14 protein-coding genes are annotated in these 14,151 nt (G+C 40.2%); all 14 read left to right on the top strand.

Features of this window, described 5'->3' with window-relative positions; translation table 11 throughout:
- Nucleotides 1-5 precede the first annotated feature (5 nt).
- Entirely contained in the window at nucleotides 6-2,792 is a 2,787-nt protein-coding gene (gene infB / locus B7723_RS00550; RefSeq protein ID WP_084848904.1) for a translation initiation factor IF-2, read from the top strand.
- On the top strand, nucleotides 2,767-2,901 hold the full coding sequence (locus tag B7723_RS10710) for a hypothetical protein (RefSeq protein WP_275655553.1): 135 nt from the start codon (nucleotides 2,767-2,769) through the stop codon (nucleotides 2,899-2,901). The genes infB and B7723_RS10710 overlap by 26 nt, the downstream gene beginning before the upstream one ends.
- Before the next feature lie 57 nt (nucleotides 2,902-2,958).
- Complete coding sequence (gene rbfA / locus B7723_RS00545) at nucleotides 2,959-3,309, top strand: 30S ribosome-binding factor RbfA (protein ID WP_001273601.1); 351 nt, start codon at nucleotides 2,959-2,961, stop codon at nucleotides 3,307-3,309.
- A gap of 150 nt (nucleotides 3,310-3,459) precedes the next feature.
- Nucleotides 3,460-4,239, top strand: a complete 780-nt coding sequence (locus B7723_RS00540; RefSeq protein ID WP_084848905.1) for a hypothetical protein — start codon at nucleotides 3,460-3,462, stop codon at nucleotides 4,237-4,239.
- A 1-nt stretch (nucleotide 4,240) separates the two neighbouring features.
- Nucleotides 4,241-4,423, top strand: a complete 183-nt coding sequence (locus B7723_RS00535) for a hypothetical protein (protein ID WP_000505782.1) — start codon at nucleotides 4,241-4,243, stop codon at nucleotides 4,421-4,423.
- Between the two features lie 260 nt (nucleotides 4,424-4,683).
- Nucleotides 4,684-4,917, top strand: a complete 234-nt coding sequence (locus tag B7723_RS00525; protein ID WP_000368739.1) for a DUF1858 domain-containing protein — start codon at nucleotides 4,684-4,686, stop codon at nucleotides 4,915-4,917.
- Entirely contained in the window at nucleotides 4,917-6,251 is a 1,335-nt protein-coding gene (locus tag B7723_RS00520) for a DUF438 domain-containing protein (RefSeq protein ID WP_084848907.1), read from the top strand. The genes B7723_RS00525 and B7723_RS00520 overlap by 1 nt, the downstream gene beginning before the upstream one ends.
- Nucleotides 6,252-6,260: 9 nt before the next feature.
- On the top strand, nucleotides 6,261-6,515 hold the full coding sequence (locus B7723_RS00515; RefSeq protein WP_000119707.1) for a DUF1912 family protein: 255 nt from the start codon (nucleotides 6,261-6,263) through the stop codon (nucleotides 6,513-6,515).
- Between the two features lie 97 nt (nucleotides 6,516-6,612).
- Nucleotides 6,613-7,008: a helix-hairpin-helix domain-containing protein gene (locus tag B7723_RS00510; protein WP_000038699.1), complete on the top strand. Its 396-nt coding sequence runs from the start codon at nucleotides 6,613-6,615 to the stop codon at nucleotides 7,006-7,008.
- Between the two features lie 257 nt (nucleotides 7,009-7,265).
- On the top strand, nucleotides 7,266-7,832 hold the full coding sequence (locus B7723_RS00505) for a GNAT family N-acetyltransferase (RefSeq protein WP_084848908.1): 567 nt from the start codon (nucleotides 7,266-7,268) through the stop codon (nucleotides 7,830-7,832).
- The gene (locus B7723_RS00500; RefSeq protein WP_084848909.1) at nucleotides 7,829-9,145 is read left to right on the top strand and encodes an ABC transporter permease; all 1,317 of its coding nucleotides are present in this window, start codon (nucleotides 7,829-7,831) and stop codon (nucleotides 9,143-9,145) included. The genes B7723_RS00505 and B7723_RS00500 overlap by 4 nt, the downstream gene beginning before the upstream one ends.
- A 26-nt stretch (nucleotides 9,146-9,171) precedes the next feature.
- Nucleotides 9,172-11,823 carry a valine--tRNA ligase gene (locus tag B7723_RS00495; protein WP_084848910.1) on the top strand — a complete coding sequence of 884 codons (2,652 nt, stop codon included), beginning with the start codon at nucleotides 9,172-9,174 and terminating at the stop codon, nucleotides 11,821-11,823.
- 238 nt (nucleotides 11,824-12,061) lie between these two features.
- Nucleotides 12,062-12,853 carry a hypothetical protein gene (locus B7723_RS00490; RefSeq protein ID WP_084848911.1) on the top strand — a complete coding sequence of 264 codons (792 nt, stop codon included), beginning with the start codon at nucleotides 12,062-12,064 and terminating at the stop codon, nucleotides 12,851-12,853.
- Entirely contained in the window at nucleotides 12,850-14,040 is a 1,191-nt protein-coding gene (locus B7723_RS00485; RefSeq protein WP_084848912.1) for a hypothetical protein, read from the top strand. The genes B7723_RS00490 and B7723_RS00485 overlap by 4 nt, the downstream gene beginning before the upstream one ends.
- Nucleotides 14,041-14,151 lie beyond the last annotated feature (111 nt).

Below are 14,151 nucleotides of genomic sequence, written 5' to 3'. Positions count from 1 at the left end.
ATGATTTGTCTAAGAAAAGATTGTACGAAATCGCAAAAGAACTTGGAAAAGAAAGTAAAGAAGTTGTAGCGCGTGCAAAAGAGTTGGGCTTGGATGTGAAAAGCCACTCATCGAGCGTGGAAGCTGCTGCTGCTGAGCAAATCGCAGCTAGCTTTAAACCTGCACCTGCTCCTAAGGCAGAAGCAAAACCTGTAGCACCAAAAGCAAGTGTAGAAAAGAAAGCTGAAAAACCTGCATCATCTAAACCAGCTGCCGCAAAGGAAGAAAGCAAATCAGCTACACCTGCAGCTCCTAAGGAAGAAAAAGTAGTGGCCGCAAGACCACAGAGTCGAAACTTCAAGGCGGAGCGTGAGGCGCGTGCCAAAGAGCAGGCAGAGCGACGCAAACAAAACAAGGGCAACAACCGTGACCAACAACAAAACGGCAACCGTCAGAAAAATGACGGCCGTAATGGTGGTAAACCTGCTCAAGGGAACCGCGACAATCGCCGATTTAACGACCAAGGGAAAAAACCACAAGGTCAAGGGAATCGTGGCAATGATCGCCGTCAGCAACAAGACTTCCAGCCAAAACAAGCTGGTCCACGTGTTGACTTTAAAGCCCGTGCAGCAGCCCTAAAAGCAGAGCAAAATGCAGAGTACGCACGCTCAAGCGAGGAGCGCTTCAAACAATCGCAAGCAGCCAAAGAAGCCTTGGCTCAAGCTAATAAACGCAAGGAACCAGAGGAAATCTTTGAAGAAGCTGCTAAGCTAGCTGAACAAACGCAGCCAGTCGTAACAGTAGCTTCTGTAGCGAAAGAAGCGCCAGTGGATACACGTCGTAAAAAACAAGCTCGACCAGACAAAGAACGTGACGATTATGATCACGAAGAAGATGGTCCTAGAAAACAACAAAAGAATCGAAGTAGTCAGAATCAAGTGAGAAATCAAAGAAATAGTAACTGGAATAACAACAAGAAAAATAAAAAAGGGAACAAGCAAAACAACCGTAACCAGACTCCAAAACCTGTTACAGAGCGTAAGTTCCACGAATTGCCAACAGAATTTGAGTATACAGATGGTATGACTGTTGCGGAAATCGCAAAACGTATTAAACGTGAACCAGCTGAAATCGTTAAGAAACTCTTTATGATGGGTGTGATGGCCACACAAAACCAATCCTTAGATGGAGAAACCATCGAACTCCTCATGGTGGATTACGGTATCGAAGCCAAACAAAAGGTTGAAGTGGATAATGCCGACATCGAACGTTTCTTTGTCGAAGATGGCTATCTTAACGAAGATGAATTGGTTGAGCGTCCACCAGTTGTAACCATCATGGGACACGTTGACCATGGTAAAACAACCCTTTTGGATACCCTACGTAATTCTCGTGTCGCTACAGGAGAAGCAGGTGGTATCACCCAGCATATCGGTGCCTACCAAATCGTGGAAAATGGCAAGAAGATTACCTTCCTTGATACACCAGGACACGCGGCCTTTACCTCTATGCGTGCGCGTGGTGCATCTGTTACCGATATTACCATCTTGGTCGTAGCAGCCGACGACGGGGTTATGCCTCAGACTATCGAAGCCATCAACCACTCAAAAGCGGCCAACGTTCCAATCATCGTAGCTATCAACAAGATTGATAAACCAGGTGCCAATCCAGAACGTGTTATCGGTGAATTGGCAGAGCATGGTGTTATGTCAACAGCTTGGGGTGGAGATTCTGAATTTGTTGAAATCTCAGCTAAATTCAACCAAAATATCGAAGAATTGTTGGAAACAGTCCTTCTTGTAGCTGAAATCCAAGAACTCAAGGCAGACCCAACAGTGCGTGCGATCGGTACAGTTATCGAAGCTCGTTTGGATAAAGGGAAAGGTGCGGTCGCAACCCTTCTTGTCCAACAAGGTACCTTGAATGTCCAAGACCCTATCGTTGTCGGAAATACCTTCGGTCGTGTCCGTGCTATGACAAATGACCTTGGTCGTCGTGTCAAGGTTGCTGGACCATCAACACCAGTTTCTATCACAGGTTTGAACGAAGCGCCAATGGCGGGTGACCACTTTGCCGTTTACGAGGATGAAAAATCTGCGCGTGCAGCCGGTGAAGAGCGTGCAAAACGTGCCCTCATGAAACAACGTCAAGCTACCCAACGTGTCAGCCTTGAAAACCTCTTTGATACGCTTAAGGCTGGTGAGCTCAAGTCAGTCAATGTCATCATCAAGGCCGACGTACAAGGTTCTGTTGAAGCCCTTTCTGCCTCCCTTCAAAAGATCGATGTGGAAGGTGTCAAAGTTACCATTGTCCACTCGGCAGTCGGTGCTATCAACGAATCTGACGTGACTCTTGCGGAAGCTTCAAATGCCTTTATCGTTGGTTTCAACGTACGCCCTACACCACAAGCGCGTCAACAAGCCGAAGCTGACGATGTAGAAATCCGTCTCCACAGCATTATCTATAAGGTTATCGAAGAGATGGAAGAAGCTATGAAAGGGATGCTTGACCCAGAATTCGAAGAAAAAGTTATCGGTGAAGCAGTTATCCGTGAAACCTTCAAGGTATCTAAAGTGGGAACCATCGGTGGATTTATGGTTATCAACGGTAAAGTTACCCGTGACTCTAAAGTCCGTGTTATCCGTGACGGTGTCGTTATCTATGACGGCGAACTCGCAAGTTTGAAACACTACAAAGACGACGTCAAAGAAGTTACAAACGGTCGTGAAGGTGGTCTCATGATTGATGGCTACAATGATATCAAGACTGATGATGTGATTGAGGCCTATGTCATGGAAGAAATCAAACGTTAATAGAGAAACGATAGCCGATTTGACTCGTCGTCAACAGCGCCTTGATGAACCCTTAGTTCTATCTAAGGCTTGTTTCCTAGATTCAAATGGCTCTAGTTCCTCTATCTAATAAAAATAGCTAGGTCTGCTGGCCTAGCTTTTGGTTCAAAGTAGAGAAAGGAATATCATGGCAAATCATTTCCGTACGGATCGTGTGGGCATGGAAATCAAGCGCGAAGTCAATGAGATTTTGCAAAAGAAAGTCCGTGATCCGCGTGTCCAAGGTGTGACCATTACAGATGTTCAGATGCTGGGTGACTTGTCTGTTGCCAAGGTTTACTACACCATTTTGAGTAACCTTGCTTCGGATAACCAAAAAGCTCAAATCGGGCTTGAAAAAGCAACTGGTACCATCAAACGTGAACTTGGTCGCAATTTGAAATTGTACAAAATCCCAGATTTAACCTTCGTCAAAGATGAGTCCATTGAATATGGAAACAAGATTGACGAGATGCTACGCAATCTGGATAAGAACTAAGAAGGAGGGGATACCCTCTTTTTTGTTGTCAGAGTTTGATAATTGCTATCTGATAATGTATCTATCTGATAAAAATCGGTTTAAAAAATTTGTATATTTCAAATAGTATGATATGATAAAGCTTGATATAAATGAAAAACGGAGAGATATATGGCTAAACAAGATATAGCTATGCAAGTACTGCAACAAGTGGTGAAATTACCCGTAGTCAAAGTTGATCGAGAGAAATTTTTGGTGGAAAAGTTTTCTAAGGAATTAGATCGCAAGGATATTGCAACCTTATTAGAACAAGGGCCGACTTCTTTGTTGCCTCAGGAAAGCTTGGATAGAGTGGCCAAGGCCTGTATTAAGGATAATGTCCTGTTAGCCAGTGGAACTTCGGTTTTGGCTGGTCTACCTGGAGGCCTTGCCATGGCGATCACTATCCCGACAGACGTAGCCCAGTTTTATGCTTTTTCATTGAAATTAGCTCAAGAACTAGGCTATATTTACGGATTTGATGATCTTTGGGCATCGCGCAATGAGTTAAGCGAGGAAGCTAAAAACACACTCCTACTATATCTCGGTGTGATGCTGGGAGTAAATGGCGCAGGTGCCCTGCTTCGATCAGGCGGTGTGACAGTAGCCAAGCAAGTCATAAAAGTAGTGAACAAGAAAGCCTTGACAAAAACTCTTTGGTATCCAATTTTAGAAAAAGTTTTGAAAATTTTTGGAGTCAATCTGACAAAAGGAGGCCTAGCCAAAGGGATGGGGAAAGTGATTCCTATCCTAGGTGGAGTCATTTCTGGGGGCTTAACCTTTGCGACCATGAAACCGATGGGAGAAAGATTGCAACGGGAATTGTCCAAGCTAGTCAACTACAATGAAGTGCAATATCAAAGAGACGTTGATACTATCCGAAAAGAGGTAGAAATCATCGAAGGAGAGTAATATGGGATTCATTAAAATTCTAGCCAAGACTTACGGGAATTACTTTTTTGTGATGCAAAGCGTCAAAGTTCTGAAGAACATGAAAAAAGACGACAATGCTCTAGTAGGTTTCGGGAAAGTACTGCTTGCTGACAAGCTGATGGATGTAGCCCAGTGGCTCGCAAAACCAGAGGATAAGGAATAACTTGAAATGAAAGAAACTAGCAGGAACTCTTCTGCTAGTTTTTTAATCTCTCCCCATATGGTATAATATAAGCAGTAAAATCATTTTATACTCTTCGAAAATCTCTTCAAACCACGTCAGCTTCACCTTGCCGTAGGTATGGTTACTGACTTCGTCAGTTCTATCCACAACCTCAAAACACTGTTTTGAGAAACCTGCGGCTAGCTTCCTAGTTTGCTCTTTGATTTTCATTGAGTATTAGAACATACATGGAGGTCGTCATGGACAATATCATCGATGTGTCAATTCCCGTTGCAGAAGTAGTGGACAAGCATCCAGAAGTTTTGGAAATCCTAGTGGAGCTGGGTTTTAAACCACTTGCTAATCCCTTGATGCGCAATACAGTCGGTCGCAAAGTATCGCTGAAGCAGGGTTCTAAACTTGAAGGAACGCCTATGGACAAGATTGTCCGCACGCTAGAAGCGAACGGCTATGAAGTGATTGGATTAGACTAATGGCAGATGAACGGATTCATATCCTACGGGATATTTTGTTAGAATTGCACAACGGTGCCTCTCCTGAGTCAGTTCAGGAGCGTTTTGATGCGACCTTTACAGGTGTGTCAGCCATCGAGATTTCCCTCATGGAGCACGAGCTGATGAACTCAGACTCAGGTGTCACCTTTGAAGATGTCATGGAACTCTGTGATGTCCATGCCAACCTTTTTAAAAACGCTGTTAAGGGCGTCGAAGTGGAGGATACTGAACACCCTGGCCACCCCGTTCGGGTCTTCAAGGATGAAAATCTGGCTCTCCGCGCTGCCTTGATTCGCATTCGGAGATTGTTAGATACCTATGAGTCTATGGAAGACGAGGAAATGCTGGCAGAGATGCGCAAGGGCTTGGTCCGTCAAATGGGACTTTTGGGGCAATTTGATGTCCACTACCAGCGTAAGGAAGAGCTCTTTTTCCCCATCATGGAGCGCTATGGACACGATTCACCTCCAAAAGTTATGTGGGGAGTGGATGATCAGATCAGAGAACTCTTTCAGACAGCTCTAGCGACGGCTAAGGCACTACCAGAAGTGGCGATTTCCACTGTAAAGGAGGCCTTTGAAGCTTTTGCGACAGAGTTTGAAAGTATGATTTTCAAGGAAGAGTCCATCCTTCTCATGATTCTCCTTGAGTCCTTCACTCAGGATGACTGGATTCAGATTGCGGAGGAGAGCGATGCCTACGGCTATGCCATTATCCGTCCGTCAGAGAAATGGGTGCCAGAACGTCAGAGTTTCGTTGAGGAAAAGAGCGCAGAGGAGCCTGTGCCACTAGATACGGCTGAAGGTCAAGTTCAGCAAGTTATCGATACGCCAGAAGGACAGTTCACCATTACTTTTACCCCTAAGGAAAAGGAAGCGGTGCTGGACCGTCATAGTCAACAGGCTTTTGGCAATGGTTATCTCTCCGTCGAGCAGGCCAATCTCATCCTCAATCACCTCCCTATGGAGATTACCTTTGTCAATAAAGACGATATTTTTCAGTATTACAATGATAATACGCCAGCTGATGAGATGATTTTCAAACGGACGCCGTCCCAAGTCGGGCGCAATGTTGAACTCTGTCATCCGCCTAAGTACCTAGACAAGGTGAAGGCTGTTATGAAAGGTCTTCGTGAAGGGGTCAAGGACAAGTATGAAATGTGGTTCAAGTCTGAGTCGCGAGGCAAGTTTGTCCACATCACCTATGCTGCGGTACACGATGAGAACGGAGAATTTCAAGGCGTGCTAGAGTATGTTCAGGATATTCAGCCCTACCGTGAGATTGATACGGACTATTTCCGTGGATTAGAATAAGGAGAATCAATGAGTTACGAACAAGAATTTATGAAGGAATTTGAAGCCTGGGTCAATACCCAGATCATGATCAACGACATGGCGCACAAGGAAAGTCAAAAAGTCTACGAAGAAGACCAAGACGAGCGTGCCAAAGATGCCATGATTCGCTACGAGAGCCGTTTGGATGCCTACCAGTTCTTGCTTGGTAAGTTTGAAAATTTCAAGGCAGGCAAGGGATTCCATGACTTGCCAGAAGGCTTGTTTGGTGAGAGAAACTATTAAAATACAGATACTTTCTTGATTTTTTGCCAAAATCTTGATAGAATATCTTTATTAAATCCTTGTCAGAGCAGGGATTTTTTATTGAAAGGATTTTATCATGTCAAAGAAACTCCAACGTAAAAAACAATTGCGAAATAGCCTTCGTCGTTCAGGTGCCTTTTCAAGTACGGTGACCAAAGTTGTCGAAGAGACCAAGAAAGTTGTGAAACACGCAGAAAAATCTGCCAGCGAAGCAGGAAAAGTTGTCTCTAAAAAAGTGGAACAAGCAGTAGAAGCGACTAAGGAACAAGCTCAAAAAGTAGCCAATTCAGTTGAAGATTTCGCAGCTACTTTGGGTGGTCTCTCAGTAGACCGTGCTAAGACTTTCTATGATGAAGGCATCAAGTCGGCTGCTGACTTTAAAAATTGGACTGAAAAAGAACTCCTTGCCTTGAAAGGAATCGGCCCAGCTACCATTAAGAAATTAAAAGAGCACGGAATTAGCTTCAAGTAATCTTTCTTGCCCCTTGCATTTCCGAGAAAAACTTGCTACAATAAAGCCATCAGAGGTGTTTTGAATCCCACATTTTACAGAAAGTGGCGGAGCTGAGAAGTCCACAAATGTGTCAAAACTGGTTGCTGATGGATGAAAAATTGAAATAAACAAAGATGCGGGCCTTGCCCGAAATTGGGTGGTACCGCGGATAAGCATATTCGTCCCTGTCATGTAGATGGCAGGGACGATTTTTTTGTAGAAAGCGAGGTAGAAGGATGACAAGAGCAGAGTTGCCAGAACGTTTAGAAACCGAACGGCTTGTTTTACGAGTCCGTACCGTAGCTGATGTTGTGGATATCTTTGACTATGCCAGTAGGCCAGAAGTTTCCTACCCAGCAGGCTTTCCTCCCGTCAAGACCTTGGAAGATGAGATTTATTATCTGGAGCATATCCTTCCTGAGCGTAATGAAAAGGAAAATCTACCAGCGGGATACGGGATTGTCGTTAAAGGAACCGATAAGGTCATCGGCTCTGTTGATTTCCCTCGTCGTCACGAGGATGATGTCTTGGAGATTGGCTATATCTTACATCCAGACTATTGGGGTCTAGGTTATGTTCCAGAAGCAGCGCGTGCCTTGATTGACCTAGCTTTTAAAGAACTTGGTCTTCACAAGATTGAACTGACTTGTTTTGGCTACAATGTCCAAAGTCAACGAGTTGCAGAGAAACTTGGCTTCATCTTAGAAGCCCGCATAAGAGACCGCAAGGATGCCCAAGGCAACCGCTGTGACAGTCTGATATATGGCTTGCTGAGGAGTGAGTGGGGGAGTGAAAAGAAATGAAAAAAATACTTTCATATTTCATAGCTTTAGTTCCAATCTTATTATTAATTTCTTTATTGCTTTTAGTACCTATTGTTTTTTTTATATCTTTAGTTCCAAATAATTATTTACCTGTATCTCCGATTTGGATAATAGAAGGCTTGATAGGGATCCTAATATTAGGGTATGGCATTAGGTTAAATAAATTGCCAATTAATTTGAAGTCTAAAATAGTTTATTGGGCTGTGTTCATATTATTAATCATTATAGCCACTATATTAGCTATATATTTCAAAAATTTACTAATTGTTTCTATTTTTTGCCAGTTATTCTTGCTTATAACCTATGTTTTAATATTTGAACAAAGATTTACAGGTTTTAAAACTTATCTTCAAAGAAGTAGGAGTGCACTTGTAGTCTTCAATCTATTTGATACTTTTTTTGTTCTTCTATGTTATTTTTTGAAATATATTATACGAGATAATAAGAATACGATTGATAATTTTTTAAATGAGTTACCAATAACCTATGATACCATAGAATGGATTTTTATTATTTTATCTATGTCTGCATTACTCATATTGTTGCCTGCCTTTCGAGGATATTTATCAGTTTGGTTTTATAAAAAACAAAATGGAATTCACAAACAATCAGGAAGAGTATTTTGGAATTCGAATGTTAAAGCATATGGTATATCAATTATGTCGATATGCTTATACATATCTATGTTTTTTCGAATCAGCTCTCTTAATGATAGTAGAGCCTTGGTTTACTTAATGCTTATGTCTTTTACTGTTTATTTTTGGACAATTGTTTGCGAAGGGATTGATAGAGGCGGAGAAGATAAAGAAAAAGTCTTATCGAATTGGGCTTTGATTGGTTTGTTGTCGATTTTTTTGATTCTTTTAGATCAGATTGAAAGTGATTTAATTGGCATTTTAACATGGTTTTTACCCATGCTTTTGCCAACTTTTATAGGAGAAGTGAATAGCATAATACCAAAAGGTTATTCAAAATCTCCTACCCCTTTTATGAAAAAACATCTTTACTGGCTACAAATGATGAGTTTTAATACATTGTTTATATTTAACATAATATCCTCTATATCAACGAAACAATTAATAAAAAATGAAAAAATAGAACAAATAAATGAATTGAAAATTTTTCTTATCTCTTTATTTGATAGCCAATCGTCTTCAAATTTTGCATCAGGAGTTTTGGTTTCATCTGCTATGTTGCTAATTTCTATAGCTGTTGCTTATGGGCTAAGTAAATTAATTGTATATTTAATACGGAGATATTATATAGAGGCTTCAAATAGATATTTTAATTAGATTATATTTATAGAAAGGACAAACACATGTCTAAAGAACTTTCACCTAAATACAATCCAGCCGAGGTTGAGGCTGGTCGTTACCAAAAATGGCTTGACGCTGATGTTTTCAAGCCTTCAGGCGATCAAAAGGCTAAGCCTTATTCAATCGTCATTCCACCACCAAACGTTACAGGTAAACTTCACCTTGGTCACGCTTGGGACACAACCTTGCAAGATATCATCATCCGTCAAAAACGCATGCAAGGCTTTGATACGCTTTGGCTTCCAGGTATGGACCATGCGGGTATTGCCACTCAAGCTAAGGTTGAGGAGCGCTTGCGTGGTGAGGGCATTACCCGTTATGACCTCGGTCGTGAAAAATTCCTCGATAAGGTCTGGGAATGGAAAGACGAATATGCCACTACTATCAAGGAACAATGGGGTAAGATGGGTCTCTCTGTAGACTACTCTCGTGAGCGTTTCACTCTTGATGAAGGTCTGTCAAAAGCCGTTCGCAAGGTCTTCGTGGACCTTTACAAGAAAGGCTGGATCTACCGTGGTGAGTTTATCATCAACTGGGACCCAGCTGCTCGCACAGCCCTTTCTGATATCGAAGTTATCCACAAGGATGTCGAAGGTGCCTTCTACCACATGGACTACATGCTGGAAGACGGTTCACGCGCCCTTGAAGTAGCGACAACTCGTCCTGAAACTATGTTTGGAGACGTAGCCGTTGCGGTAAATCCAGAAGACCCACGCTACAAGGACTTGATTGGTAAAAACGTCATCCTTCCAATCGCTAATAAATTAATCCCAATCGTTGGGGATGAACATGCCGATCCTGAGTTTGGTACTGGTGTTGTAAAAATCACGCCTGCCCATGATCCAAACGACTTCTTGGTTGGTCAACGTCATAACTTGCCACAAGTCAACGTCATGAACGACGACGGAACTATGAATGATTTGGCCTTTGAATTTGCAGGCATGGACCGTTTTGAAGCTCGTAAGGCAGTCGTTGCCAAGTTGGAAGAAATCGGTGCCCTTGTAAAAATCGAAAAACGTGTCCACAGTGTTGGTCACTCAGAGCGTACAGGTGTTGTGGTGGAACCACGCTTGTCAACTCAATGGTTCGTCAAGATGGATCAATTGGCGAAAAATGCTATTGCCAACCAAGATACAGAAGACAAGGTTGAATTCTACCCGCCGCGTTTCAATGATACCTTCCTCCAATGGATGGAAAATGTCCACGACTGGGTAATTTCTCGTCAGCTCTGGTGGGGCCACCAAATCCCTGCTTGGTACAATGCTGAAGGTGAAATGTACGTCGGCGAAGAAGCTCCAGAAGGCGACGGATGGACTCAGGACGAAGACGTCCTGGATACTTGGTTTAGTTCTGCCCTTTGGCCATTCTCAACCATGGGCTGGCCTGATGTTGATTCAGAAGACTTCAAACGTTACTTCCCAACTTCAACTTTGGTAACAGGTTACGACATCATCTTCTTCTGGGTGTCTCGTATGATCTTCCAATCCTTGGAATTCACTGGCCGTCAACCATTCCAAAACGTTCTTATCCACGGTCTCATTCGTGATGAGCAAGGACGTAAAATGTCTAAATCTCTCGGAAACGGGATTGATCCGATGGATGTTATCGAGAAATACGGTGCCGATGCACTTCGTTGGTTCCTTTCAAACGGTTCTGCCCCAGGACAAGACGTCCGCTTCTCTTATGAGAAAATGGATGCTTCATGGAACTTCATTAACAAGATTTGGAACATCTCTCGCTATATCCTTATGAACAATGAAGGTTTGACCCTTGAGCAAGCTACTGCCAACGTCGAAAAAGTTGTTAATAAGGAAGCTGGCAATGTTACAGACCGCTGGATTCTCCACAACCTTAATGAAACCATTGGAAAAGCTACTGCCAACTTTGACAAGTTTGAGTTTGGTGTAGCTGGGCACATCCTCTACAACTTCATCTGGGATGAGTTTGCGGACTGGTATGTTGAATTGACCAAGGAAGTCCTTTATAGCGACAACGAAGAAGAGAAAGTCATCACACGTTCTGTTCTCCTTTACACTTTGGACAAGATTCTTCGTCTCCTTCACCCAATCATGCCATTTGTGACAGAGGAGATCTTTGGACAAATCTCAGAAGGCTCTATCGTTACAGCAGAATACCCAACTGTCAACCCTGCCTTCGAAGACCTTGTGGCTCATACAGGTGTCGAAAGCCTCAAAGACTTGATCCGTGCCGTTCGTAATGCGCGTGCCGAAGTAAACGTTGCCCCAAGCAAGCCAATCACCATCCTTGTTAAGACAAGCGATAGCGACTTGGAAGCCTTCTTTAACAGCAATGTGAACTACATCAAACGCTTCACAAATCCAGAACACTTGGAAATTGCTTCAAACATCCCTGCACCAGAACTCGCGATGTCAAGCGTCATCACAGGAGCAGAAATTTACCTGCCACTGGCAGACCTCCTCAATGTCGAAGAAGAACTGGCTCGTCTCGACAAGGAACTGACTAAATGGCAAAAAGAACTGGATATGGTAGGTAAGAAGCTCTCTAACGAACGCTTCGTAGCCAATGCCAAACCAGAAGTTGTCCAAAAAGAACGCGACAAACAAGCCGACTACCAAGCTAAGTACGATGCGACCGTAGCACGTATTGATGAGATGAAGAAGTTGGTGAAATAAACTATAAACCTCGGCAATTTGTTGGGGTTTTTGGTATAATTAAAACATCACTAATAATGAGGTTTTAGTATGACTATAAAAGTATATTCCATTGATGAAGTTATTGAAGAGCGGACACTCGATCAAGAAAAGGTAAAAAACATCCGAAAGTTGTTTAATTTTTTGATAGGTGATCAAAGATCTCATCTGGCCGTAAAGTGTATTTTACCTCCTGAAAAAACAAACAAACACTTCAGTATTGTTTGAATTTAAAAATCATAGTCCTAAAGACAATTTTGATTTTAAAAAATTCGCTGATAAATTATTGTCAGCAGAAACGAATGAGGATGGGAAAAGAAATAAAACGATTAGAACAGGTATACTGTTTATTGAGCAAATTGGTAGTCATATTAAGTTGATAAAGTTAGAATCGACGAATGCAATTGATCCTGAAACATTTGCTATTAGACAAGATTTAGGATTAGATAATAGTTACTACAAGATTTGTATTTTTGAGAATAATTTTGATAATGTAACCATCATTGATAAAAGTAATACTGCCGCTAAATTTTGGTATAATAAATTTTTGGATTTAAAACTTTTTAGAGATAGTGATACTAATACTGACACATTGATTAAATTTATTAATAATAACTTATTATTTTCTGAAGAAGTTATAAATAGAGAAAACTATGAAGAAGTTAAAGAGTTATCATTAGAATATATTTTTGAAAGTATTTCTTTTGACAAGGTTGAACTAACTAATAAATTAGTTCAAAATAATTTGTTAGATACAAATGATGAAAGTGAGATTTTTTCTGAAAGATCATTGGATTTAGATTCAGAATTTGATATATCTAAGAAAATGATTGTTAAACATTTTAAAAAATCTTTACAAATATCTGATATAACAAGTATTTATACGGATAATATTATTGAGATGAAAGATAGGCAGGAAGTAGAATATAATAGAAATACAGGTAAGTTAGAGTTGGATATTCAGGCGAGGTATCGCTCACAAGTTTTACAAAATCTTGGTATAGATGAATGACTAGTAATATAGTAACAAAATGGCAAAATACTGCTGCGATTATAGATTTAAATTCTCCTTTACAACAAATTTTTAAATCAAATCAGATTGGTCTCAATAAGAATGACGGGTACTATATCTATAATAAAGAAAATACTTGGATTTTTGAAGAAGAATTCATAAATGCACCAAGTCATAATCTACAACAAATTTTTGACAAATTATGTATTAAAAATTATGATAATATACAATATTTTGATTCAGTAACTAGCGAATTTAAAGTAGTTACTGAATCTGATGCTGAAAACTATTTGAAAATTATTAGTTTTAATACCATTAATGGTGTAGAATATGATAAATTAAAAATTTCTTTAAAACTTTTGTCTGGAGGAGACTATAGTTCTAAAAGTGATCGGGTACGCCACCTTATAAACATATATGTGTTATTGCTTTTAGCTAATCGAACAAAAAGACAACAAAATAGACTTGAATTTACCTTTGAAGGAGATTTAGATTCTTTTGTCTTTAAAACTGAATTTGGAAAACAAAATTCAATCGATGGATCATTAGAAATTGATGGATTATTAGAAATTTATGAATGGATTGTTACTGAACAAGAATACAGTGAAGCTTATAAAGTAAAGTTACAGATTGTTCGAAGTTTAATTCTAAAACAAAAAAAACTTGATGGATTGGACTTAATTAAAAATCAAGCAGAATCTATTTTTAATAGAATCGTTAGTGGAAAAACAGACCATTATTTCGAACTTCAAAATAATTTAAAAGATGACTTTATAAAAATTTCGACTATGATTAGTGAATCTAATTCAAGTTTAAATACGAAATTATTTGGTTGGTTAACGGCTTTTTCTTTGATTATTTTTGATTTTATAAAAAAGAGTGATGGTCAAAGTATTTTTGGAAGAATTGTTTGTTCAACTTCAGAAAAAACTAATGTATTGTTATTACTTTTGATTATGGCTTTGTTAATCATCATGATAATGTTTAATTTAGATATTAGAAATATTAGAAAACGATATCAATGTTTAAAAGATCTTTATGTGAGTCAAATGTTTATTTCTGAGGAAGAATTTAACAAATTCATCAAGAAGCCATTGTATCGTAACATGTATAACTTATTATTACTAAGCTTGTTAATTATACTTGTTATAAGATTGTTAATTCCTATGAAATATGGTTGTTTTTAATACAGTTTAATATAGAGTTTCCTTTTTAATATATTTTAGAAAGTAGCTTACCACATGAAAATTCAGTCAATTCATGCCCGTACCTCCCTCCATCGCTCCCATCAGCTGGGT

This window comes from Streptococcus oralis subsp. oralis, assembly GCF_002096435.1.
GTDB classification, from domain to species: domain Bacteria; phylum Bacillota; class Bacilli; order Lactobacillales; family Streptococcaceae; genus Streptococcus; species Streptococcus oralis_AA.
Note: the sequence above shows the minus strand (reverse complement) of the source record. Positions and strands in the feature narration are given on the sequence as shown.